The 25,261-nt window shown below is 64.0% G+C and carries 17 protein-coding genes; 11 read left to right on the top strand and 6 right to left on the bottom strand.

Going from position 1 to position 25,261, the window contains the following annotated elements; genetic code table 11:
• Positions 1-6: 6 nt before the first annotated feature.
• The 8 genes from IPF76_RS09795 to IPF76_RS09760 all read left to right on the top strand — a co-directional run bounded on the left by IPF76_RS09795 (position 7) and on the right by IPF76_RS09760 (position 16,527).
• Entirely contained in the window at positions 7-1,278 is a 1,272-nt protein-coding gene (locus IPF76_RS09795; protein WP_293843008.1) for a heavy-metal-associated domain-containing protein, read from the top strand.
• Positions 1,278-1,928: a DnaA/Hda family protein gene (locus IPF76_RS09790; RefSeq protein WP_293843006.1), complete on the top strand. Its 651-nt coding sequence runs from the start codon at positions 1,278-1,280 to the stop codon at positions 1,926-1,928. Before IPF76_RS09795 ends, IPF76_RS09790 begins: the two co-directional genes overlap by 1 nt.
• Entirely contained in the window at positions 1,925-4,093 is a 2,169-nt protein-coding gene (locus tag IPF76_RS09785; protein WP_293843004.1) for an RNA degradosome polyphosphate kinase, read from the top strand. The genes IPF76_RS09790 and IPF76_RS09785 overlap by 4 nt, the downstream gene beginning before the upstream one ends.
• Positions 4,086-5,582, top strand: coding sequence for a Ppx/GppA family phosphatase (locus tag IPF76_RS09780; RefSeq protein ID WP_293843002.1), 1,497 nt, complete (start codon positions 4,086-4,088; stop codon positions 5,580-5,582). The genes IPF76_RS09785 and IPF76_RS09780 overlap by 8 nt, the downstream gene beginning before the upstream one ends.
• Positions 5,583-5,747: 165 nt before the next feature.
• Entirely contained in the window at positions 5,748-7,049 is a 1,302-nt protein-coding gene (locus tag IPF76_RS09775) for an Hsp70 family protein (RefSeq protein ID WP_293843000.1), read from the top strand.
• Between the two features lie 318 nt (positions 7,050-7,367).
• Complete coding sequence (gene rpoB, locus IPF76_RS09770; RefSeq protein WP_293842998.1) at positions 7,368-11,546, top strand: DNA-directed RNA polymerase subunit beta; 4,179 nt, start codon at positions 7,368-7,370, stop codon at positions 11,544-11,546.
• Positions 11,547-11,601: 55 nt separating this feature from the next.
• Positions 11,602-15,888: a DNA-directed RNA polymerase subunit beta' gene (gene rpoC, locus IPF76_RS09765; protein ID WP_293842996.1), complete on the top strand. Its 4,287-nt coding sequence runs from the start codon at positions 11,602-11,604 to the stop codon at positions 15,886-15,888.
• Positions 15,889-16,149: 261 nt separating this feature from the next.
• Entirely contained in the window at positions 16,150-16,527 is a 378-nt protein-coding gene (locus IPF76_RS09760; RefSeq protein ID WP_293842994.1) for a DOPA 4,5-dioxygenase family protein, read from the top strand.
• Here IPF76_RS09760 and IPF76_RS09755 read toward each other — a convergent pair.
• The 3 genes from IPF76_RS09755 to IPF76_RS09745 all read right to left on the bottom strand — a co-directional run bounded on the left by IPF76_RS09755 (position 16,524) and on the right by IPF76_RS09745 (position 20,506).
• On the bottom strand, positions 16,524-17,636 hold the full coding sequence (locus tag IPF76_RS09755) for an ATP phosphoribosyltransferase regulatory subunit (protein ID WP_293842992.1): 1,113 nt from the start codon (positions 17,634-17,636) through the stop codon (positions 16,524-16,526). The two genes, IPF76_RS09760 and IPF76_RS09755, sit on opposite strands and share 4 nt — an antisense overlap.
• Positions 17,637-17,707: 71 nt before the next feature.
• Entirely contained in the window at positions 17,708-19,294 is a 1,587-nt protein-coding gene (serA, locus tag IPF76_RS09750; RefSeq protein ID WP_293842990.1) for a phosphoglycerate dehydrogenase, read from the bottom strand.
• 84 nt (positions 19,295-19,378) lie between these two features.
• Positions 19,379-20,506, bottom strand: a complete 1,128-nt coding sequence (locus tag IPF76_RS09745) for a phosphoserine transaminase (RefSeq protein WP_293842988.1) — start codon at positions 20,504-20,506, stop codon at positions 19,379-19,381.
• 171 nt (positions 20,507-20,677) lie between these two features.
• On the opposite strand from IPF76_RS09745, the gene IPF76_RS09740 reads away from it, so the two are divergent.
• Both IPF76_RS09740 and IPF76_RS09735 read left to right on the top strand, forming a co-directional pair.
• Positions 20,678-21,379: an extensin family protein gene (locus tag IPF76_RS09740; protein WP_293842986.1), complete on the top strand. Its 702-nt coding sequence runs from the start codon at positions 20,678-20,680 to the stop codon at positions 21,377-21,379.
• A gap of 48 nt (positions 21,380-21,427) precedes the next feature.
• Positions 21,428-22,303, top strand: coding sequence for an LOG family protein (locus IPF76_RS09735; protein WP_293842984.1), 876 nt, complete (start codon positions 21,428-21,430; stop codon positions 22,301-22,303).
• 153 nt (positions 22,304-22,456) lie between these two features.
• Here the strand turns inward: IPF76_RS09735 and IPF76_RS09730 are convergent, their stop codons facing one another.
• Complete coding sequence (locus IPF76_RS09730; RefSeq protein WP_293842982.1) at positions 22,457-22,882, bottom strand: cytochrome c family protein; 426 nt, start codon at positions 22,880-22,882, stop codon at positions 22,457-22,459.
• Positions 22,882-23,514, bottom strand: a complete 633-nt coding sequence (locus IPF76_RS09725; RefSeq protein ID WP_293842980.1) for a cytochrome c family protein — start codon at positions 23,512-23,514, stop codon at positions 22,882-22,884. Before IPF76_RS09725 ends, IPF76_RS09730 begins: the two co-directional genes overlap by 1 nt.
• 171 nt (positions 23,515-23,685) lie before the next feature.
• Here IPF76_RS09725 and IPF76_RS09720 point away from each other — a divergent pair, with 171 nt between their 5' ends.
• The gene (locus tag IPF76_RS09720; RefSeq protein ID WP_293842978.1) at positions 23,686-24,579 is read left to right on the top strand and encodes a prephenate dehydratase; all 894 of its coding nucleotides are present in this window, start codon (positions 23,686-23,688) and stop codon (positions 24,577-24,579) included.
• Here the strand turns inward: IPF76_RS09720 and IPF76_RS09715 are convergent.
• Positions 24,576-25,250: a CDP-alcohol phosphatidyltransferase family protein gene (locus IPF76_RS09715; RefSeq protein ID WP_293842976.1), complete on the bottom strand. Its 675-nt coding sequence runs from the start codon at positions 25,248-25,250 to the stop codon at positions 24,576-24,578. The genes IPF76_RS09720 and IPF76_RS09715 overlap by 4 nt on opposite strands.
• Positions 25,251-25,261: the final 11 nt, after the last annotated feature.

The raw sequence follows: 25,261 nt of genomic DNA, 5'->3' as shown, positions 1-25,261 counted from the left end.
GAAGAGATGATTTCCACCGCTCCCCTTCCGTTCGCCCACCGGTTCAAAATCGTTGCGTTGCCGCGCGACGGGCGCTGGCTTGCGCTTCTCGGCCTGTTCTTCGCGATCCTGCTCGTCGGCGTCGTCGAGGGTCAGATCAGCCGCGGCGATCGCGGCATCACCCCGATCAACAGTAGCGGCGATTTTCTGGCGAGCGGTATCCTGGTCGATGTCACCGGCGACAATGCCGACGACGCGCGCACCAAAGGCTGGCGCGAGGCGCAGCGCAAGGGCTGGACCCAGCTCTATCGCAAATTGAACGGCAGCGACGGGCCGGCGCTCGGCGATTCGGTGCTCGACGGCATCGTCACCGCGATTGTGGTTGAGGAAGAGCAGATCGGCCCGCGTCGTTATGTGGCAAAGCTCGGCATCCAGTTCGACCGCGTCCGCGCCGGACAGATCCTCGGCGTCAGCGGCCGGACGCTTCGCTCGCCGCCGCTGCTGGTCATCCCGGTCTATTCGATCGATGGCATCCCGCAGGTGTTCGAACAGCGCAGCGCGTGGCAGCGCGCTTGGGCGGAATATAATACGGGGCAAAGCGCGATTGACTATGTCCGCACGGCGGGTACCGGCGCGGACACCTTGCTGCTCAATGCGGGCCAGACCGGCCGCCGCGGGCGCATCTGGTGGCGCGTCATCCTCGATCAATATGGCGCCGCCGACGTGCTGACTCCGATCGCGCGGGTCGAATATTCGTATCCGGGCGGGCCGATCAGAGGCTATTTCACCGCGCGCTTTGGCCCCGACAGCAAGCTGATTTCCAGCTTCACGATGACCGGACCCAGCCCCGCGGCGCTGCCCGACATGATGGAGAAAGCGGTTGCGCGGATGGACCGCATTTATATCGACGCGCTGGCGGCCGGCGTGCTGCGTACCGACACCTATCTTGTCCTCGAAAAGCCGGTCGAGCGCGAAGACCTGCCCGAGGAGGCCGCGACGACCGACGAGGATGCGCTTCCCAGCGAAACCGACAGCAGTGTGCCGACCACCGCGCCTGCGGGCGTGCAGAGCTTCACCGTCCAGTACAGCTCGCCCGACGTCGAATCGGTCACCGCAACCGAACGCGCCGTCGGCGGGACTGCAGGCGTCCAGTCGGCATCGACCACCAGCCTTGCGCTCGGCGGTACCTCGGTGATGCGCGTGACCTTCCGCGGCGACATCAAGGCGCTGAGCGCGGCGCTCGCGGCGCGGGGTTACAAGGTGCAGGAAGGCGGCAGCACGCTGCGGATCAGCCGTTGATGGCGCGCTTGACCAGCCAGATCGCTCTGCCGCTCGACTGGAGCGCCGGGGGCAGCAACGACGCTCCGCTGGTTGTCGGGACCAGCAACGCCGATGCGATCCGCTATCTGCGTCATGTTGCGACCTGGCCGGTGCGAACCGCGGTGCTCACCGGGCCGCGCGCGTCGGGGCGCAGCCTGATTGGCCGACTGTTCGCCGCGGAAACCGGCGGTCGGGTGATCGACGGTCATGGCAGCGCGTCCGAAGAAGAGATTTTCCATGCCTGGAATGCGGCGCAATCGTCGAACACACCGCTGCTGATCATCGCCGACGCACCGCCATCCGAATGGGGAATCGCGCTTCCCGACCTCGCTTCGCGGCTGCGCGCCGTACCGGTGCTGGCGATCGCCGAGCCCGACGATTGCCTTGCCCGCGATCTGATCGAGGCGCTGTTCGCGCAGCGCGGGATCGCGCTGGCGCCCGAAGTCGCCGCCTATATCGTCCCGCGGATGGAGCGCAGCTATGCGATGATCCATCGCATAGTTGCGGCGCTCGACGCCGCCTCGCTCGAGCAGGGGCGTCGCGTCGGCATTCGTCTTACGCGTGAAACATTACTGTCACAGGGGCTGATCGATCCCGATCTGCTCGAACGACAGGACCATGACGCATGACGCTCTCCGGACAGCCACTTCGCGCCGACAACGACGCCAATACCGGCCTTCCGTCCTTCGGGCCCGAACGCTTTTTCAACCGCGAACTCAGCTGGCTGGCGTTCAACCGCCGGGTGATGGAGGAGGCGCGCAACCCGGCGCATCCGCTGCTCGAACGCCTCCGCTTCCTGTCGATTTCGGGCAGTAACCTCGACGAATTTTTCATGGTCCGCGTCGCGGGGCTGAAGGGGCAGCAGCTGCAGGGGATCGACGATCCCTCCGCCGATGGCCGCTCGCCGGGACAGCAACTGGCCGAGATCGAGGCCGAGGTGAACCGCCTCGTCGATCAGCAGCAGAGCGAGTGGCAGCGTCTCCACAGGTTGCTCGGTGAACAGGGTATCGTCGTCCATGGCACCGGTTCCGACCGCGAACCGCTGCGCGCCGCGCTGCGCCAATATTTCATCGACCAGATTTTCCCGATCCTGACCCCGCAGGTGCTCGACCCTGCGCACCCCTTTCCCTTCATCCCCAATCGCGGGCTGGGGATCATTTTCGACCTGCAGCGCAAGGCAACGGGCGAGACGGTGCGCGAACTGGTGCTGATCCCGGCGGCGTTGCCGCGCTTCGTGGCAGTGCCAGGGCAGGCGCAGGCTTTCGTGCCGATCGAATATCTGATCGAAATTTTTGGCGACCTGCTGTTCCCCGGTTTCACCATCCGCTCGCTCGGGGTGTTCCGCATCATCCGTGACAGCGATATCGAACTGGAAGAAGAGGCCGAAGATCTGGTGCGCCTGTTCCGCACCGCGATCCGCCGCCGCCGCCGCGGCCGCGTCATCCTGCTCGAACTCGAAGCTGACATGCCCGGCGAGATTGCCGAAGTGCTCAACGCCGATATTCAGGGGCATGAGGCGATCGTCGCCAAGATCGGCGGCTTCGTCGGGCTGGCGGCGCTGTCGGCGCTCGTCGATGTCGATCGGCCCGACCTGAAATTCCCTGCGTATTCGGCGCGTTTCCCCGAACGCATCCGCGAACATGGCGGCGATTGCTTCGCGGCGATCCGCAGCAAGGACATCCTCGTCCACCATCCCTATGAAAGCTTCGAGGTCGTTCTCGCTTTCCTGCGACAGGCCGCCGCTGATCCCGACGTCGTTGCGATCAAGCAGACGCTCTATCGCGCCGGCGACCAGTCGCCGGTGATCCGTGCGCTGATCGAGGCGGCCGAGGCAGGCAAGTCGGTGACCGCCGTGGTCGAGCTCAAGGCGCGCTTCGACGAAGAACAGAATCTCCTCTGGGCGAACCAGCTTGAACGCGCCGGCGTGCAGGTGGTGTACGGCTTTATCGAGTGGAAGACCCACGCCAAGATTTCGATGGTCGTGCGCCGCGAAGGGCAGGGGTATCGCACCTATTGCCACTTCGGCACCGGCAATTACCACCCGGTCACCGCGCGCATCTATACCGATCTCAGCTTTTTCACCGCCGATCCGCGCGCCGGGCGCGATGCGGCGCAGCTGTTCAATTATATCACCGGCTATGTCGAACCCGAACGGCTCGACATGATCACCATGTCGCCGCTCAACATGCGCGCGCATCTGTGCGACCTGATCGACGCCGAAATCGCGGCGGCCAAGGCCGGGCAACCGTCGGGCGTGTGGGCGAAGATGAACAGCCTCGTCGATCCCGACATCATCGACAAATTGTACGAGGCTAGCGTGGCTGGGGTGCCGATCGAGTTGATCGTCCGCGGAATCTGCTGCCTGCGCCCCGACGTCCAGGGCCTGTCGGAGACGATCCGCGTCAAATCGGTGGTCGGCCGTTTTCTCGAACATAGCCGCGTGTGGGCGTTCGCCAATGGCGCCTCGCTGCCGCACCAGCGCGCCAAGCTCTACATCAGCAGCGCCGACTGGATGCCGCGCAATTTCGACCGCCGCGTCGAATATATGATCCCGATCGAAAATCCGACCGTCCACGACCAGATATTGGACCAGGTGCTCGTCGCGAACCTGATCGACAATGAACAAAGCTGGGTGCTGCAATCCGACGGCACCTATATCCGCACAGCACCGGGCGACAAACCGTTCAATCTGCATCATTATTTTATGAACAATCCATCGCTGTCGGGCCGCGGGACGGCGCTTCACAAGCGCCAGGATGTCCCGACGCTCGCCTTTGACATGCGTGATGATTGACACTTTGGGACTGTTGCGAACCTCAAAACAGGCGATCCACCGTTCAGCGGTCATCGACATCGGGTCGAACTCGGTGCGCCTCGTCGTCTATGAAGGACCGGCGCGGGCGCCAGCGGTGATCTTTAACGAAAAGGTCGCGGCGGGCCTTGGCCGCGGCCTCGCGATCGACGGCCGTATCGCCGACGAGGATGCTGCGCGCGGCCTCACTGCGCTGAGGCGCTATGCGCTGCTCGCCAAGCATATGGAGGTCAAAAACCTCCAATGCGTCGCGACCGCAGCCGTACGCGACGCCGACAACGGCCCAGAATTTATCGCCGCCGCGGCCAAGGCAGGTCTCAAGATTCGGCTACTTTCGGGTGAGGAAGAGGCTGAAGCCGCGGGTTATGGCGTGCTGTCGGCAATCCCCGACGCGCATGGGGTAGCGGTCGATCTGGGTGGCGGCAGCCTCGAGCTTGCCGAGGTGGTCGATGGCCGGGTCGGACGCCGCGCGTCTTTCCCCCTTGGCGTGCTGCGCCTGCCGGCGCTGCGCAAAGAGGGGCAGCAGAATTTCGAACGCGCGGTCCGCAAGATGCTGCGGACGGCGGGATGGCCCGACGGGATGACCGGATTGCCGCTCTATCTGGTCGGCGGTTCGTGGCGCGCGCTGTCGCGTCTCGATCTCGAACTGACGCACGATCCGCTCGCGGTGCTCGACCAGCACTGCCTGCCGCGCAGCGCATTGCGGCGTCTCGTTCGTGCCACCAACCGGCTGACGTTCGAAGAATTAAGGGCGATCCCCGGCATGGCATCGAACCGCGCTGCGGCCTTGCCCGATGCGGCGGCGTTGCTCGCGGCGTTGGTCAACATCCTCGATGTCCCCGAAATGACCGTATCGTCGTCGGGGCTGCGCGAAGGCTTGCTATACCAGGCGCTCGATGCCGAAACGCGCGCGCAGGATCCGTTGATCGTCGCCGCCGAATTCGAAGGGCGCCGCCTCGCGCGTTTTGCGCCGCACGGCCGGGCGATCACCGAATGGATCGCGCCACTATTTGCCGGCGAAGCTCCTGCCGACAACCGAGTGCTCCTCGCTGCCAGCCTGCTGAGCGACGTCGCATGGTCGGCCAACCCCGATTTCCGCGCCGAACGCGGCACCGAGATCGGATTGCACGGCAATTGGCGCGGCATCGACATTCCGGGGCGTATCCTGCTGGCGCGCGCTCTCCACGCCGGGTTTGGCGGCGCCGACAGCGATTTTCCCGACATGGGTCCGCTGGTGGCGCCCGAACGCCTCGCGCGGGCGCGGCAATGGGGACTGGCGATCCGGCTCGCGCAACGTCTGACCGGCGGGGTCGAGGCGCCGCTGAAGGCCAGCCATATCGCGCTGGTCGACGGAAAGCTGCGGCTCAGCCTCGACCGCGGCTGGCATCATCTGGCGGGGGAATCGGTCGAGCGCCGCCTGCGCTCGCTGGCGCAGGCGCTGGATACGAAGCCGGAGATGGTGCTGCTGTAGCGCTGCATCGCCAATGCCGGACTTCGTGCGAATGGGGCGGTTGGAAGGCCGCGACCTCCCACCCGGCAACCGACATAATAGTCCGGCGCGTCGTGCCGCACCGCCTTGCTCACCGCTCCGCCGCGTGCAATAGGCGCCGCCCCCGCCGATCCACAGGAGCACGCCATGACCAGCCATGCAACGGCGCGCGCGCTTGGGCTCGATTTCGGGACGACCAATACGGTGGTTGCGCTCACCGACGGGCAGGGCGGATCTGAGCTGGTCGAGTTTGCCGGGGACGATGCGACGGGAGCGGTGTTTCGTTCGGCGCTGTGCTTCTGGGAAGAGGAGCGAGCGTGGCAGGGGATTGCGCACGAGGCGGGGCCATGGGCGATCGCCGAATATCTCCAGTCGCCGCTCGACAGCCGCTTCGTTCAGTCGTTCAAGAGCGTCGCGGCGAGCGCCTCGTTCGAGCGCGCGCTGATTTTTAACAAGCCGTACCGATTCGAGGATATGGGAAGACTTTTCCTGCAGCGGCTGGTCGCGCATGCCGGGGGGCGGCTCGATACGCTGCCGCAGCGTGTGATCGTCGGGCGGCCGGTCGAATATGCCGGGGCGCGCCCCGATGCGGCGCTGGCGCGGCAGCGCTATGATGCGATGCTCGAAGCCTTTGGCACCGAGATCATTTATGTCCACGAGCCGCTCGGCGCGGCGCACAGCTATGCCGCGCGGCTGACCGAGCCCGCGACGATCCTCGTCGCCGATTTCGGCGGCGGAACGACCGACTTTTCGATCGTGCGGGTGGCCGCGCCGGGGGCGCCGCGGCGCTGCGTGCCGCTGGCGTCGTCGGGGATCGGGATCGCGGGCGACCGCTTCGATTACCGGATTATCGACCGGCTGGTGCTGCCGCTGCTCGGCAAGGGGGGCTTGTATCGTTCGTTCGACAAGCTGCTCGAGATTCCGGGTGGGCATTTCCGCGATTTTGCCGACTGGTCGCGGCTGGCGCTGATGCGCAACCGGCGGACGCTGAGCGAACTGGCGCGGTTGCAGCGCGACGCGGTCGATCCCGAACCGATCGGGCGGATGATCGCGCTCATCGAGCATGAGCAGGGTTTTCCGCTATATGATGCGGTGGGGCGGCTGAAGCGTGCGCTGTCGAGCGAAAGCCAAGCCGCGTTTCGCTTCTCCGGCGACGGGGTCGAGATCGAGGCGACCGTGCGCCGCGCCGATTTCGAGGCGTGGATTGCCGATGATTTGCGGCGGATCGAGGCGGCGATGGATGCGGCGTTGGCGCGCGCAGGGGTGGCGCCGGAGGCGATTGACCGGGTGTTCCTGACCGGCGGATCGTCGCTGATCCCGGCGATCGGGGCACTGTTCGAGCGGCGGTTTGGGGTTGAGCGGATCGCGACCGGGGGCGAGTTGACGTCGATCGCGCACGGGCTGGCGCTGATTGGCGAGGAAGACGATCCGGGCGAATGGGCGGCTTGATTGGGAGACGGCGCCTGTGGCTATCTTCTTTCGCCTCCCCAAAAGGGAGGGATCCCTCTTGCGCGCCGCAAATCGGCGCAGCGCAATCGCCCCCCCCCGCCCGATCGGCCCGTTGACACTTCGCTCGCTCAAACCTATATCGCCGTCACACCCCATCGTTCGAGATAGAGTCCGCCTTGCGCAGCGGATTGTACGGATAGGTCGGCGGGGATTTCGACAGGCGTTGGAAAGCTGCGGTAAACCGGCAACGGTTGCCTGCGGCTTTTTTCGCGTCGGAGCGCCCGCGATTTGGATTTTTGACAGGCGAGACAATCACTTATGGCGACCAAGGCGAAGTCGGTGGGCAAGGCCCTCGAAGCAACCGCGAGCAAGCGAATCCGCAAGCTGTTTGGCAACATCCACGAAGCGGTGGAGATGCCCAACCTCATCGAGGTGCAGCGCGAATCCTATGAACAGTTCCTGCGGTCCGACCCGTCGGTCGGTTATGTTTCGGGGCTGGAAAAGACGCTGCGCAGCGTGTTCCCGATCCGCGATTTCGCCGGCACCGCCGAGCTCGACTTCGTGCATTACGAACTCGAAGCGCCAAAGTACGACGTCGACGAGTGCCGCCAGCGCGGCATCACCTATGCAGCGCCGATGAAGGTCACGCTGCGCCTGATCGTCTTTGAAGTCGACAGCGAAACCGACACCCGTTCGGTCCTGGATATCAAGGAGCAGGACGTTTACATGGGCGACATGCCCCTGATGACGGGCAACGGCACCTTCTTTGTCAATGGCACCGAGCGCGTCATCGTGTCGCAGATGCACCGTTCGCCGGGTGTGCTGTTCGATCATGACCGCGGCAAGACCCACTCGTCGGGCAAGTTCCTGTTTGCCGCGCGCGTCATTCCGTACCGCGGTTCGTGGCTCGATTTCGAATTCGACGCCAAGGACATCGTCAACGTCCGCATCGACCGCAAGCGCAAGCTGCCGGTCACCAGCCTGCTCTACGCGCTGGGCATGTCGGGCGAGGAAATCCTCAACCATTTCTATGATCGCCTGATCTTCGAGCGCGCCGCCAACGGCTGGCGCGTGCCGTTCATGGTCGAAAACTGGCGCGGGTCGAAGCCGGCGTTCGACGTCGTCGACGCCAAGACCGGCGAAGTCGTGTTCGCGGCGGGTCATAAGATCAGCCCGCGCCTGGCCAACAAGGCCGCCAAGGACGGTCTCGACACGCTGCTGATCCCGACCGAGGAAATCTTTGGCCGTTATTCGGCTTATGATCTGGTCAATGATGCGACCGGTGAGATTTACATTGAAGCCGGTGACGAAGTGTCGGCCGAGAATCTCGAGAAGATCGACGCGGCGGGCATCGACAAGCTCGTGCTGCTCGACATCGACCACAACAACACCGGTCCGTGGATCCGCAACACGCTGAAGGCCGACAAGGCCGAGGATCGCGATCAGGCACTCTCCGACATCTACCGCGTCATGCGCCCCGGCGAACCGCCGACGCGCGAAACCGCGGAAGCGTTGTTCGGCGGCCTGTTCTTTGACCCCGAGCGCTACGACCTGTCGGCGGTCGGCCGCGTCAAGCTCAACATGCGCCTTGGCCTCGATGCCGAGGACACGGTCACCACGCTGCGCAGCGACGACATCCTCGCCGTCGTCAAGGAGCTGGTGAACCTGAAGGACGGCAAGGGCGAAATCGACGATATCGATAACCTCGGTAACCGCCGTGTCCGCTCGGTCGGCGAATTGCTCGAGAACCAGTATCGCGTCGGCCTGCTCCGCATGGAGCGCGCGGTGAAGGAGCGCATGAGCTCGGTCGATGTGTCGACCGTGATGCCGAACGATCTGATCAACGCCAAGCCCGCGGTCGCCGCGGTTCGCGAATTCTTTGGCTCGTCGCAGCTGTCGCAGTTCATGGATCAGACCAACCCGCTGTCGGAAGTCACCCACAAGCGCCGCGTGTCGGCGCTTGGGCCGGGCGGTCTGACGCGCGAGCGCGCGGGCTTTGAAGTCCGCGACGTTCACCCGACCCACTATGGCCGTATCTGCCCGATTGAAACGCCGGAAGGCCCGAACATCGGTCTGATCAACTCGCTCGCCACTTTTGCGCGGGTGAACAAATATGGCTTTATCGAAACCCCGTACCGCAAGATCATCGACGGCAAGGTCACGAGCGACGTCGTCTATCTGTCGGCGATGGAAGAGCAGAAGCACACGGTTGCGCAGGCGAACGCCGACCTCAACCCCGATGGCAGCTTTATCGACGAGCTGATCTCGGCGCGCGAAGCGGGTGAATTCCTGATGGCGCCGCGCGAGCAGATCACGTTGATGGACGTGTCGCCCAAGCAGCTGGTTTCGGTCGCGGCATCGCTGATCCCGTTCCTGGAAAACGATGACGCCAACCGCGCGCTGATGGGTTCGAACATGCAGCGTCAAGCTGTGCCGTTGCTTCGTGCAGAGGCTCCGGTTGTTGGTACCGGCATGGAAGAAACCGTGGCGCGTGACTCGGGCGCCGCCATCGCGGCGCGCCGCGGCGGCGTGATCGACCAGGTCGATGCGACGCGTATCGTCATCCGTGCGACCGACATGGTCGAGCCCGGCAAATCGGGCGTCGACATCTATCGCCTCCAGAAGTTCCAGCGTTCGAACCAGAACACCTGCATCAACCAGCGTCCGCTGGTGAAGGTGGGCGAGATTGTCCGCACCGGCGACATCATCGCCGACGGTCCGTCGACCGAGCTGGGCGAGCTGGCGCTGGGCAAGAATGTGCTCGTCGCGTTCATGCCGTGGAACGGCTATAACTATGAGGACAGTATCCTCATCAGCGAACGCATCGTTAAGGACGACGTCTTCACCTCGATCCATATCGAGGAATTCGAAGTCACTGCGCGCGACACGCGCCTGGGGCCAGAAGACATCACCCGCGACATCCCGAACGTCGGCGAGGAAGCGCTTCGCAACCTCGACGAAGCGGGCATTGTCTATATCGGCGCCGAAGTCGGCCCGGGCGACATTCTCGCCGGCAAGATCACCCCCAAGGGTGAATCGCCGATGACGCCGGAAGAAAAGCTGCTGCGCGCGATCTTTGGCGAAAAGGCCAGCGACGTGCGCGACACCTCGCTTCGCCTGCCGCCGGGCGTTTCGGGCACCGTCGTCGAAGTCCGCGTTTTCAACCGCCACGGGATCGACAAGGACGAGCGCGCGATTGCGATCGAACGCGAAGAAATCGAGCGTCTGAAGCAGGACGCCGACGATGAGCGCGCGATCCTCAACCGCGCGACCTTCTCGAGCCTGAAGGACCTGCTGATCGGTCAAGCGACCAGCGCGGTGCCGAAGGGCCTTAAGAAGGGTGATGTCGTCACCGAAGAGATGTTGACCGAACTCGACCGCGGCGACTGGTGGAAGCTGGCGGTTGTCGAGGACAACAGCCAGACCGCTTTGGAAGCGATCAAGGCGCAGTATGACGACGCGATCAAGCGCATCAACGCGAAGTATGAAGATCGCGTCGAAAAGCTGCAGCGCGGCGACGAACTCGCCCCGGGCGTGCTCAAGATGGTCAAGGTATTCGTCGCGGTGAAGCGCAAGCTGCAGCCGGGCGACAAAATGGCCGGGCGTCACGGCAACAAGGGCGTCATTTCGCGCATGCTGCCCGTCGAGGACATGCCGTTCCTGGAGGATGGTACCCACGTCGATATCGTGCTGAACCCACTCGGCGTGCCGTCGCGCATGAACGTCGGGCAGATCCTCGAAACCCACCTTGGTTGGGCTTCGCGCGGGCTGGGGCAAAAGGTGACGCAGGCGCTCGACGAATGGCGCGATGCCAATCCGGATGTGACCAGCGGCCAGATGCCTGAAGCCGTCCGCGACGCGCTGCAGCATGTCTACGGCGCCGAATATGCCGACGACATCAAGTCGCGCGATGCCGATAACATCGTCGAAATGGCCGAAAATCTGCGGGTTGGCGTGCCGTTCGCGACCCCGGTGTTCGATGGCGCCAAGGAAGCCGATGTGACCAACATGCTGACCCTCGCGGGTCTGGATGAATCGGGTCAGTCGGACCTGTACGACGGCCGCACCGGCGATCGTTTCGACCGCAAGGTAACCGTGGGCATCATCTACATGTTGAAGCTGCATCACTTGGTCGACGACAAGATCCACGCGCGTTCGATCGGCCCCTACAGCCTCGTCACCCAGCAGCCGCTGGGCGGTAAGGCGCAGTTCGGTGGCCAGCGCTTCGGGGAAATGGAGGTCTGGGCGCTCCAGGCCTATGGCGCGGCATATACGCTCCAGGAAATGCTGACGGTGAAGTCCGATGACGTGATCGGCCGCACCAAGGTTTACGAAGCGATCGTCAAGGGCGACGACACCTTCGAGGCCGGCATTCCCGAAAGCTTCAACGTGCTCGTCAAGGAAATGCGCTCGCTGGGCCTCAACGTCGAACTGTCATCCCATGCGGATCAGGATCCCGACGAACGGCCCGACGCGCTTCCCGAAGCCGCCGAGTAAACAGATATTGCCTCACCCCTCTCGCCGCGCGCGAGAGGGGCAGCGGAGCTAAATTATGAACCAGCTTACCAACTTCATGAACCCGGTCGCCAAGCCCGAAACCTTTGACATGATCAAGATTGGCATCGCGAGCCCGGACCGTATCCGCTCATGGTCGTTCGGCGAGATCAAGAAGCCCGAGACCATCAACTACCGCACGTTCAAGCCCGAGCGTGACGGCCTGTTCTGCGCACGCATCTTTGGTCCGATCAAGGATTATGAATGCCTGTGCGGCAAGTATAAGCGCATGAAATACAAGGGCATCGTCTGCGAAAAATGCGGTGTCGAAGTCACGGTGACCAAGGTTCGCCGCGAGCGGATGGGCCATATCGAGCTCGCCGCGCCGGTCGCGCACATCTGGTTCCTGAAGTCGCTGCCGTCGCGCATCGGCCTGCTGCTCGACATGCAGCTCAAGCAGCTCGAGCGCGTCCTCTATTTCGAAGCCTATATCGTTCTTGAACCCGGACTGACCCCGCTCGAGAAATTCCAGCTGCTGACCGAAGACGAGCTCCTCGACGCGCAGGACGAATATGGCGAAGACGCCTTCTCGGCCGGTATCGGCGCCGAAGCGATCCGCGTCCTGCTCGAGAATCTCGATCTGGAGCAGGAACGCGCCGATCTGATGGAGGACCTCGCGACGACCACGTCGGAGCTGAAGCCCAAGAAGATCATCAAGCGGCTGAAGGTCGTCGAAAGCTTCATCGATTCGGGCAACCGCCCCGAGTGGATGATCCTGGAAGTCGTCCCCGTGATCCCGCCCGAACTGCGCCCGCTGGTGCCGCTCGACGGCGGCCGCTTCGCAACGTCCGATCTGAACGACCTCTATCGCCGCGTCATCAACCGTAACAACCGTTTGAAGCGTCTGATGGAACTGCGCGCGCCGGACATCATTGTCCGCAACGAAAAGCGCATGTTGCAGGAAGCCGTCGACGCCTTGTTCGACAACGGCCGCCGCGGCCGCACGATCACCGGCGCTAACAAGCGTCCGCTGAAGTCGCTGTCCGACATGCTCAAGGGAAAGCAGGGCCGCTTCCGTCAGAACCTGCTCGGCAAGCGCGTCGATTATTCGGGTCGTTCGGTCATCGTGACCGGCCCCGAACTCAAGCTGCACCAGTGCGGCCTGCCGAAGAAGATGGCACTCGAGCTGTTCAAGCCGTTCATCTATGCGCGCCTCGACGCCAAGGGTCTGTCGATGACCCTGAAACAGGCGAAGAAGTGGGTCGAAAAGGAACGCAAGGAAGTCTGGGACATCCTCGACGAAGTCATTCGCGAGCACCCCGTCCTGCTGAACCGCGCCCCGACGCTTCACCGCCTGGGCATCCAGGCGTTCGAGCCCGTGCTGATCGAAGGCAAGGCGATCCAGCTGCACCCGCTGGTCTGCGCCGCGTTCAACGCCGACTTCGACGGTGACCAGATGGCCGTCCACGTACCGCTCTCGCTGGAAGCCCAGCTGGAAGCGCGCGTCCTGATGATGTCGACGAACAACATCCTGTCGCCCGCGAACGGCAAGCCGATCATCGTGCCGTCGCAGGACATGGTGCTGGGTCTCTATTATCTGTCGATGGAGCGCGAAGGCGAGCCCGGCGAGGGCATGCTGCTCGCCGACATGGCCGAAGTGCATCAGGCGCTGTTCATTGGTGCCGTGACCCTGCACACCAAGGTGATCAGCCGCGTCCCGCAGACCGATGAGAAGGGCAATGAATATTTTCAGCGCTTCGAAACGACCCCGGGCCGCATGCTCATCGCCGAGTGCCTGCCGAAGTCGCACACCGTGCCCTTCGACGTCGTCAATCGCCTTCTGACCAAGAAGGAAATCGGTGACGTGATCGATCAGGTCTATCGTCACACCGGGCAGAAAGAGACCGTGTTGTTCGCTGACGCCATCATGGCGCTGGGCTTCCGCAACGCGTTCAAGGCCGGCATCTCGTTCGGCAAGGATGACATGATCATCCCGGCGTCGAAGGTCGGTATGGTTGATGAAACCCGCGCCTTGGTGAAGGATTTCGAGCAGCAGTATCAGGACGGACTGATCACGCAGCAGGAAAAATACAACAAGGCGATCGACGCCTGGTCGCAGTGCGGCGACAAGGTCGCGAACGCGATGATGGACGAAATTCGCGCCGAGCCCAGGGATCCGAAAACCGGCCGTCTGGCCCCGATCAACTCCATCTATATGATGGCGCACTCGGGTGCCCGTGGTTCGCAGGCGCAGATGAAGCAGCTTGCCGGCATGCGCGGCCTGATGGCGAAGCCTTCGGGCGAGATCATCGAAACGCCGATCATCTCGAACTTCAAGGAAGGCCTGACCGTTCTCGAGTATTTCAACTCGACCCACGGCGCGCGTAAGGGTCTGGCTGATACGGCGCTCAAGACGGCAAACTCGGGTTATCTGACCCGCCGTCTGGTCGACGTGTCGCAGGATTGCGTCGTGATCGAGGAAGATTGCGGCACCGAACGCGGCATGGAAATGCGGGCAATCATCCAGGGCGGTTCGACGATCGCCTCGCTGGGCGAACGCATCCTTGGCCGTACGACGCTGGAAGACGTGCTCGACAAGGACGGCAATGTGCTGGCCCCCGTCGGCACCCTGCTCGACGAACCGACGACGCAGCGCATCGAAGATGCCGAAGTCCAGTCGGTCAAGATCCGCTCGCCGCTGGTTTGCGAAGCAGTGCTGGGCGTTTGCGGCAAATGCTATGGCCGTGACCTTGCCCGCGGTACCCCGGTGAACATCGGTGAAGCGGTCGGCGTTATCGCCGCTCAGTCGATCGGTGAACCCGGCACCCAGCTGACCATGCGTACCTTCCACATCGGTGGCGCGGCGCAGGTCAACGAGCAGTCGAACGTCGAGTCGATCTCGGACGGAACGATCGAATATCGCGACATGCCGACGATCGTCGACCAGCGTGGCCGCCGTCTGGCGCTGGCGCGTTCGGGCGAAGTCGCGGTGATCGACAGCGAAGGCCGCGAGCGCGCGTCGCACAAGCTGCCTTATGGTGCGCATATCCTGTTCAAGGATGGCGACAAGGTGAAGAAGGGCGAACGGATTGCCGAATGGGATCCGTTCACCATGCCGCTGATCACCGAAAAGCAGGGCGTCGTGAAATATCAGGATCTGGAAGATACCAAGACCCTGATCGAACAGGTCGACGAAGCGACGGGCATCGCCCAGCGCGTCGTGATCGAATATCGTTCGGCGGGCCGCGCCAAGAAGGAAGACCTTCAGCCGCGCCTGACCCTGCTCGACGATGCATCGGGTGAAGCCGCGCGCTATCTGCTCGCGGTCGGCACGATGCTGTCGGTCGAGGATGGTCAGACGGTGCAGGCGGGCGACGTTCTGGCTCGTGTCAGCCGCGAAGCATCGAAGACGCGCGACATCACAGGCGGTCTGCCGCGGGTGGCCGAGCTGTTCGAAGCGCGCATTCCGAAGGACAACAGCGTTATCGCCAAGATCAGCGGTCGCATTGAATTCGTCAAGGATTACAAGGCGAAGCGCAAGATTGCGATCGTTCCGGAAGAAGGCGATCCGATCGAATATCTGATCCCCAAGTCGAAGGTCCTGGAAGTGCAGGAAGGCGATCAGGTCAAGCGCGGCGACGCCTTGATCAGCGGTTCGCCGAACCCGCACGACATCCTCGACGTCATGGGCGTCGAGGCGCTGGCTGAATATCTGGTCGCCGAAATCCAGGAAGTGTACCGACTGCAGGGCGTGAAGATCAACGACAAGCACATCGAAGTGATCGTTCGCCAGATGCTGCAGAAGGTCGAGATCACTGCTGGCGGCGACACCACCTTGCTGCCGGGCGAGCAGCTCGATTATCTGGAGATGATGGAATATAACGCCAAGCTGCCGAAGAATGGCGTGCCTGCGGAGGGCCGTCCGGTCCTGCTGGGCATCACCAAGGCGTCGCTGCAAACGCGCAGCTTCGTTTCGGCGGCATCGTTCCAGGAGACGACGCGCGTTCTCACCGAAGCTTCGGTGCAGGGCAAGATCGACTCGCTGATCGGGCTGAAAGAAAACGTCATCGTCGGCCGCTTGATCCCGGCGGGTACCGGCGCCGCGATGAACCGCGTCCGCGTCACTGCGTCGAGCAAAGATGCCGCCCTGCGCGCATCGATGCGCGCTGCGAGCCAAGTGGACCTGATCGCGCCGGCGAGCGCCGCCGCCGAGCATGCCGCCGAACTGGCGCAAGGCCCGGAAGCCGCGATGGGCGACGATCCGCTGGGCAAGGTCCAGGGCGAAGACTTCACGACCGATGACGTGATGGTCGAAGATCGTCCGGAGAGTGAGGGCGAAGCGTAAGCTTCGCTCGGTCTGCAAGGACGGACAGAAATAAGCCCCGCCGGAGCAATCCGGCGGGGCTTTTTCTTGGGATTTCTGGATTGCCGGTTTTGGGGCGGGAAGCGGACCTCATGCTGCCGGCGAATGCCGGGATCCAGTGCGTTGAAGAGCAAGCGTCGCGTCGTGACGCTGTGGGGCTCCGCTTGACCCGCGAGCCAATTTTTCGTTCAACGCAGGTATAAACGGACCAAGTCCGGGGTGATGAAGGAAAGCGACGCTTGCATGACCGAACCTGACGCGCCCTATCATGCCCATATCTATTATGACCCCGCCGAGCGGCCTGCCGCTGCCGCGCTGCGCGATGCGTTCGGCCACGATCGCGCGATCCTGTTCGTCGGCGATTTGACGGACGGGGCGGCGGGGCCGCATCCGATCGCGCAATATGAGGTACATTTTCAGGCCAGAACCGCGCCGGCGGTGATTGCGGCGATCGAGGCGACGGGGCTCCGCGCGCTCGTTCATCCGCTTACCGATGACGATCTTGCCGACCATAGCACGCTCGCGCACTGGATTGGCGAGCCTGTCGAGCTCGACGTGACCGTGCTCGATCCGCCCGGGATCAATCAGGGTATCGCGCGCTTCGGTATTTCGGACTTTTAGGCTTCGACCGGCCCTTCGGGGCCAAGCCGCCAGCCGCAGCCCAGCGCGCGCGCATCATCGGTGTCGGACAGCGCCGCCACCGTCTGCCAGTCGTCGGCGCGCAGGCTGGCCGCGAGCGCCGAATCGTGGCCCAGCGGCAGGAAAATGCGGCGGTCGCTGTCGTCTTCGATGCCGAGTCCGGCGTCGATCAGCGGATCGGGGTAGAGCGAAAAGCCGACAGCGGCCTCCTCCAGTTCGCCGACCGGGATCGAATAGCCGCCGCCGCGACCGACCGCGTCGCCTTGCCCCGGAACGAAGATCTGAAACCCGAACCAGCTTTGATAGGCAAAGCCATGGCGCTCGGTCGGGTCGAGGGTCAGCGTTACGCGGTCGCGCACCGGCGCCGCAATCGCTTCGAGCGCGTCGATGCGCGCGCTGAGTGCGCCCGATGTGTCGAAAGCGCGCAGGTCGGCCATCGCCTGATCGAACGGGCCCGTCGCGCGGAGCAGCGGCAGATAGGCCTGGGCTCCGAGGCGGGTCAGCGCGCCAGCATCCTTGGCGTCGAGTTCGTCACGCAGTTGCTGGATATCGACCTCGACTGGGAGCGGTCCGTTCGCGAGCAGGTCGACGACGTCGGGCAGGGTGAAATCGATCGTGACAGGGCCGATCCCCGCAGCCTCCAGCGCATCGATCGCGACAGACACGATTTCGCGCGCCGCGGCGACGCTGTCGCTGCCGATCAGCTCGGCGCCGACCTGCAGCATCTCGCGCGCGGGGCGCAGCTGGCTCGCGCGCAGTTTCACGACCTGCCCGGCGTAGCAAAGACGCAGCGGCCGTGGCGCCCCCGCGAGCAGCGAGGTCGCGATGCGGCCGACCTGCCGCGTGATGTCGGGGCGCAGCGCGAGGGTGCGCTGCGACACCGGATCGGTGAAGCGGAGCAGGTCGCGGGTCGTTCGATCGTCATCGCCGCCCAGCGTCTCGCGAAATTCGGCCAGCGGCGGCGACACACGGCCATAGCCATGCGCGCGCATCGCATCGACGAGCGCACGGGTGACGCGCGACGCGGCTTCCGCCTGTTGGGGGAGGCGATCGCGCAGCCCTTCGGGCAGCAGGGCAGGGGCCTTGGTCATGCGTGCGGCCTTAGAACGGCGGGAGGCGGAGTCAATAACTCCCCTCCCGCAAGCGGGAGGGGGACGCAAGTTCAGAACTTCAAACCCTTCACCGTCTTCACCCCCGGCAACTGGCACAGCTGCCACAGCAAAGGCTCGGGCATCGGGGAGTCGAGTGACAGCAGCAGCACCGCCTCGCCGCCCGCCGCGCGGCGGCCAAGGTGAAAGGTGCCGATATTGAGCCCCGCGTCGCCGAGCGTGGTGCCGATGCGACCAATGAAGCCCGGGGCGTCTTCGTTGACGATATAGAGCATGTCGCCGTCGAGATCCGCCTCGACCTTGATCCCGAACATCTCGACGAGGCGCGGATCGCCGTTGCTGAACAAGGTCCCCGCGACCGAGCGGTCGCCATCGCTGGTCGCCACGGTGACGCGGACGAGCGTATGGTAATCGCCGTCGCGGTCGTGGCGCACTTCGCGCACATCAAGCCCGCGCTCGCGCGCCAGATGCGGCGCGTTGACCATGTTCACGGCGTCCGAATAACGACGCATCAGGCCGGTGAGCACCGCAGCGGTGATCGGCTTGAGGTTGAGTTCGGCCGCAGCCCCTTCGACCTCGACCGAGATCGTCGTGAGATTGTCGTGCGCAAGCTGGCCGACGAGGCTGCCCAGCTTCTCGGCAAGGCTCATATAGGGACGCAGCTTCGGCGCTTCCTCGGCCGACAGGCTGGGCACGTTAAGCGCGTTCGTGATGCCGCCGGTGAGCAGATAATCGCTGATCTGTTCGGCGACCTGAATCGCGACATTGACCTGCGCTTCGTCGGTCGACGCGCCAAGGTGCGGGGTGCAGATGAAGTTCGGCGCGCTAAACAGCGGATGGTCGGCGGCCGGCGGCTCCTGCGCAAACACGTCAAGCGCGGCGCCCGCGACATGGCCCGATTCGAGCGCGTCCTTCAGCGCCGCTTCGTCGATCAGCCCGCCGCGCGCGCAGTTGATGATCCGCACGCCCTTCTTCGCCTTCGCGATGTTCTCCGCCGACAATATGTTGCGCGTCTGGTCGGTCAGCGGCGTGTGCAGCGTGATGAAATCGGCCTTGGCGAGCAGGGTGTCGAGATCGGCCTTTTCGACGCCGAGTTCGATCGCGCGTTCGGGGGTCAGGAAGGGATCGAAGGCGACAACCTTCATGCGCAGGCCCAGCGCGCGCTCGGCGACGATGCTGCCGATATTGCCGCAGCCGATCAGGCCGAGCGTCTTCGAGGTCAGCTCGACCCCCATGAAATCATTCTTCGGCCATTTGCCCGCCTGCGTTCCGGCGTTGGCTTCGGGGATCTGACGCGCGAGCGCGAACATCATCGCGATCGCATGTTCGGCGGTGGTGATGCTGTTGCCGAAAGGGGTGTTCATCACGATGACACCCTTCTTCGACGCCTCGGGAATGTCGACATTGTCGACGCCGATCCCGGCGCGGCCGACGACCTTCAAGTTCGTCGCGGCGGCCAGCACGTCGGCGGTGACCTTGGTGGCCGAGCGGATCGCGAGGCCGTCATAGGCGCCGATCATCGCGATCAGCTCGTCCTTGGTCTTGCCGGTGATGACGTCGACGTCGATGCCGCGTTCCTTGAAGATCGCAGCGGCTTTGGGGTCCATCTTGTCGGAAATGAGGACTTTGGGTGCGGTCATTTTATGTCTCCGTATCCCGGCGAAAGCCGGGTCCTGTGGCGGAACTGGGAAAGAGGCCCCGGCTTTCGCCGGGGCGCATGAACGTCAGGCCGAAAGGCTTGCGTAAGCCCAGTCGAGCCACGGGCCGAGCGCTTCGATATCGGCGGTGTCGACGGTCGCGCCGCACCAGATACGAAGCCCCGGGGGCGCATCACGATAGCCCGCGATGTCGTATGCCGCGCCTTCCTTGTCGAGCAGGCCGGCGAATTTCTTGATGAAATCCTCGTCGGCACCGGCGACGGACAGGCAGACCGAAGTCTTCGAGCGGCTGGCGGGATCGGCGGCGAGGTGGCTCAGCCAGTCTCGGTCTTCGACGATCCTGTCGAGCGCCGCGGCGTTCGCATCGCTGCGCGCTTTCAGCCCGTCGAGACCGCCGAGCGACTTCGCCCATTCGAGCGCGAAGACCGCATCTTCGACCGCAAGCATCGACGGCGTATTGATCGTCTCGCCCTTGAACACGCCTTCGGCGAGCGCGCCCTTGGAAACGAGGCGAAACACTTTCGGCAGCGGCCAGGCGGGGGTGTAGGTTTCGAGGCGTTCGACGGCGCGCGGGCCAAGGATCAGCACGCCATGGCCGCCTTCGCCGCCGAGCACTTTTTGCCAGCTGAAGGTCGCGACGTCGATCTTGTCCCACGGCAGGTCATAGGCGAACACCGCGCTGGTCGCATCGGCAAAGCTCAGCCCGTCGCGGTCGTCGGCGATCCAGTCGCCGTTGGGGACGCGCACGCCGCTGGTGGTTCCGTTCCAGGTGAAGAGCACGTCGTTCGACCAGTCGACCTGGGTCAGATCGGGAAGCTGGCCGTAATCGGCGCGAATAACCGTCGGATCGAGTTTGAGCTGCTTCGCGGCATCGGTGACCCAACCCTCACCGAAGCTCTCCCACGCGAGCGTCGTCACGGGGCGAGCGCCGAGCATCGTCCACATCGCCATCTCGAAGGCGCCCGTGTCGGAGCCCGGAACGATGCCGATGCGGTGGGTGTCGGGGAGCTGCAGCATCTCGCGCATCAGGTCGATGCAAAGCGCAAGGCGCGTCTTGCCGATCTTGGCGCGGTGCGAGCGGCCCAGCGATTCGGTCGCGATTTTGGAGGCATCCCATCCGGGCGGCTTGGCGCAGGGACCGGAGGAGAAATAGGGGCGCGCAGGGCGCACTTGTGGTGTCGGCACGTCAGTCATGTAATCTCTCCTTGCAGAGAGCACGCGCGGCGTTGGGACCGCGTGGCCCGGCGCTGCGTTTAGGGAGGGCCGCGCAACTGTCAAATAAAATGCGTGGGCTGCGCGAAATTTCCGGTGAGCCGAGCCAAAGTTAAACAACTTGTTAACCATATTATCGGTATTTTGACGGCCATGTCTTTTCCGACCGTCTTGCAGCCCCGGATCCTGATCGCCGCGTCCGCTGCGCTGGCACTCTCGGCCTGTTTCGGCAGCCCCGACGTCATGAAGCGCGGCGATCAAAAACGTCCCATCGCGAGCGCGCCGAAACGTCCGCAAATTGCGCCGACGCCTTCGTTCACCAGCGCCGAGGCGCAACAGTGCGCGTTCGAGTTGAAGCAGGCCGGGGTGCGCTTCACACCGCTTGCCAACCAGGATCATGGCGGCGGATGCAGCTCGATCGATTCGGTCAAGCTGCTCGATATCGGCACTCCTACGACCAACCTTGGCGCAATGACCTGTCCGCTGGCGAAGAGTTTCGCCGGCTGGGCGCAATTTGCGGTGAAGCCCGCGGCGCGCAAATATTTCGGGCAGGAGGTCGTGAAGATCGAGACCTTCGGCACCTACAGCTGCCGCAACATCTACGGCGGCCGCTCGGGCCGCCTGTCGCAGCATGCCTACTCGAACGCGGTGGACGTGTCGGGATTTGTGCTCGCCGACGGGCGGCGCATCATGCTCGACGGCGGGTGGAAGGGTGACAAGGTGTCGCAGGACTTCCTGCGCGCGCTGCACAAATCGGGCTGCCGCCGTTTCGGAACGGTGCTCGGGCCGGATTATAATGCCGCCCATTACAACCATTTCCATTTCGACATGAGCGGCAACGGCTACTGCCGCTGACACAAGCCCGTCTTGGCAAAGTCACGCCGAGCGGCTAGCCGCTGTTCAATGGCAGAAGATAAACAACCCCATCGTTCGCGTTTCCACAAAGCCAAGGATGACGCGCAGTTCGCCAAGCAGGCGACCACCACCCCGCAGACGGCGAGCGCCGCGTACAAGCTGGCGTTTCAGGACAATGACTTCCTGCTCCGCGAAGACTTGCGCCCGGTCCGCTTTCAGCTTGAGCTGCTTAAGCCCGAACTGCTGCTCGACGAGGCGAAGATCGAATCGATGCTCGTCATCTATGGGTCGGCGCGGATTCCCGAGCCCGCGCAAGCCGACGCGCTCGAAGCCGCGGCGACCGACGATGTCCAGCGCAACATCGCGCGCCGCCTGAAGGCCAAGGCGAGATATTATGACGAAGCGCGCAAGCTGGCGCGACTGGCGAGCCAGGTGCCGCCCGACGAAAATGGCTGCCGCCATTTCGTCGTATGTTCGGGCGGTGGCCCTTCGATCATGGAAGCGGCGAATCGCGGCGCTGCCGATGTCGGCATGGAATCGGTCGGGCTGAACATCGTGCTGCCGCACGAACAGGCGCCGAACCGGTTCGTGACGCCGTCGCTAAGCTTCCAGTTCCACTATTTTGCGCTGCGAAAGATGCACTTCCTGCTCCGCGCCCGCGCGGTGTGCGTGTTCCCCGGCGGCTTTGGCACCTTTGACGAGATGTTCGAACTGCTGACGCTGATCCAGACCGGCAAGATCAAGCCGATCCCGATCGTGCTGTTCGGGAAGGAATTCTGGGAACGTGTCGTCAATTTCGAGGCACTGGTCGAAGAGGGCGTGGTGAGCGCGCGCGATCTGGGGCTGTTCAAATTTGTCGAGACCGCGGAGGAGGCCTGGCAGATCGTGCAGGATTTCTACGCGAATATCGAAGAGCAGGGGTGATGCTTCTTTGATCCTCCCCGTCGCAAGCTATTGCGAGGGGAAAGCTATTTATTGGCGGGATCATCCGCGCAGCGGATGGTGGAGGGGCAGCGACCTCGCGCTCTGACCCCTCCGTCAGCACCTGGCCATGGCTTCGCCACCGGGAGGATCACATTACTTCGACTGCGCTTCCAGATACAGGATCAGCGCCTTGCGGTCCGCAGCGTCGATGAGCCCGGCAAACGCCATCCGCGTTCCGGGTACCGACTTCATCGGTGCTTCAAGATAGATGTCGAGCGCCGCCGCGTCCCACACGCCGCCCTTGGCCTGCATCGCGCTCGAGTAAGAAAAATCGGGTTTCGAAGCGACTGCGGCGCCGACAATGCCATGCAAATTGGGGCCAATTCCGTTGGGGCCGCCTTTGTCGATTGTGTGGCAGGCGACGCAGCGTTTGAATATCTGCTCGCCCATCGCCGCGGTTGGCGCAATTGCAGGCGCAGGCGTCGGTTCGCTTGCTGCGCTATCGGCCGGCGGGGGTTCGCTCTTGCCGCAGCTAGCAAGGGCGAAGGCGCCCGCTAGCAGGACAGGCGCGATCCGCATTATTTTTTGGCTTCGGCCGGGGCGGGGGTTGCTGCGGCAGCGTCAGTGGCCGGAGCAGCGGTGGCGTCTGCCGCCGGGGCAGCAGCGGCTTCACCTTCGGCAGGCGCGGCAGCTTCGGGCGCGGGCAGCGGCAGATTCGAGCCCTGGCTGTTCAGATAAACAATCAGATTGGCGCGATCTTCAGCGCTGCTCAGACCGGCGAAGGACATTTTCGTACCCGGCGCATATTTGCGCGGGCTCGCCAACCATGCGTCCATGCCAGCGAAGTCCCAGTTGCCGGGAACGCTCTTTAGCGCGTCTGAATAGGCAAAGCCGGCGACATGGCCGTGCGGCTTCCCGAGTGCGCCCCACAGATTCGGACCGATACCGTTAGCGCCGCCCGACGCAACAGTGTGGCACGCGGCACATTTTGCAAAGACCGCTTCGCCTTTCACCGGATCGGCGGCGGCAAGCAGGTTGGCGATTGGCACCGCGGCGGCGGCCCCGCCGCCCGCTTCGGCGTCTTCGATCGGGAAACCGGGCTTTTCCGGGTTGTGACTAGCGAACAACATGCTCGACCCGATGGTCAGGCCCAGCGCGCAAATGCCGGCGAAAAGCACCCAGCCAGCAATAGTGTTGTTGCGATTGTCCATGCTTTTGCAGCCCCGTTAGCTGGCGCCCGCTTGCCGGACGCGTATCTGATTTGGAGGCTCCCTTACTGGCGCGCGCACGGCGGCGCAAGAGGATGAAATCGGCAAGCGCGACCGGTTGCGTCGCCCCGGTCCTCCGGCTATGCGCCGCGGCTCCAATGCGGGAAGGCACTCATGGGCAGTTATTCGGCTTCGGCACAGCATCTGGTCGATGAAATGCGCTCGGCGGCGCTTGCCGAACCGGCGCGCGGCCTCGCTTTTCAGGGCGCCCCCGGCGCCAACAGCGACCTGGCCGCGCGCGAATATGATTCGAACTCGCTGCCGCTGCCCTGCTACGCGTTTCAGGACGCGATCGATGCGGTGCGCGATGGCCGCGTCGACCGCGCGATCATCCCGATCGAAAACAGCCTGCACGGCCGCGTCGCTGACATCCACTTCCTGCTCCCCGAATCCGGGCTGTCGATCGTCGGCGAGCATTTCCTGCCGATCCGCTACGGCTTGATGAGCCGTGACCTCGGCCCGGTGACGCGCGCGATGAGCCATGAGCAGGCGCTCGGCCAGTGCCGCCACTGGCTACGTGCGAACAATATCGCGCCGGTCGCGCACAGCGACACTGCGGGTGCTGCGGCGTGGGTCGCCGACAGCGACGAAGTCGGGCTTGCCGCGCTGGCGCCGCCGCACGCCGCTGAACTCTACGGGCTGACGCTCCACGGCACCGGGATGGAGGATGCCGACCACAATATGACGCGCTTCGTCGTGCTGGCGCGCGAGCCGCTCGCCGACTTCTCGGCGATCCAGGGGCCCGTCATGACCACCTTCATGTTCGAGGTGAAGAATATCCCCGCCGCGCTGTACAAGGCGCTCGGCGGCTTCGCGACCAATGGGGTCAACATGACCAAGCTGGAAAGCTATCAAACCGGCGGCAGCTTTGCCGCGACCCAATTCTACGCCGACATCGTCGGCGCGCCGGGCGACGAGCGCATCGACCGTGCGCTCGAAGAACTCGATTTCCAGACCAAGTCGCTGCGGCTGCTGGGAACTTACGCGCAGGCCCGGTTGCGACCCTAAACCCCGCGGCGGCGCAGCATGCGTGCGGTAGCCGACGTCTGGACGATAAACAGCGTCACCAGGATGCTCGACACGACCAGCGCGAACAGGTCGAACGCCGAGAAATTGGTGCCGTGAATGTCAGCGCCGCCGACAATCGGCATCGCGATCGTCATCGCCATCAGCATCAGCCGCAGCTCGGTCGGCCCGCCCGCCATATAGGACAGGCGAAACTCGCCGACGACCTTGGCGGCGATGAACGTGTGGATCGACAACAGGAAATAACCGATCACCGCCATCAACGCGACGTCGAAGCGCATATAGGGGCTCATCCCGATCGCGCTGACCATCAGCAGCGTCGCCAGTGCGTCGACGCTATGATCGACGAAATAGCCGTAATTGGGCCGCTCGACGCCGCGCCAACGCGCCAGACTGCCGTCGAGTGAATCGCCAAACCAGTTGACGACATAGCCCGCGAGGCACAGCCCAAGCCATTCGCTGTCGATCCAGCTGAGCATATATCCCGCCGCAACCATGACCGCGCCGATAAAGCCCAGCACGGTCAGCTTGTCGGGGGTCATCCATTGCGGCAGCCGCGGGCAGATCCAGTTGAGCAGGCGGCGTTCACTACGCGCGAGAATATTCTGCTGAATACGGACCGGCGCCTGCACGACGGGCTGGAACTTGCTCATGGAAATCCTTT

This window comes from Sphingopyxis sp. (assembly GCF_016704835.1).
Lineage (GTDB): Bacteria > Pseudomonadota > Alphaproteobacteria > Sphingomonadales > Sphingomonadaceae > Sphingopyxis.
This window is presented reverse-complemented; position numbering and strand designations above follow the sequence as displayed.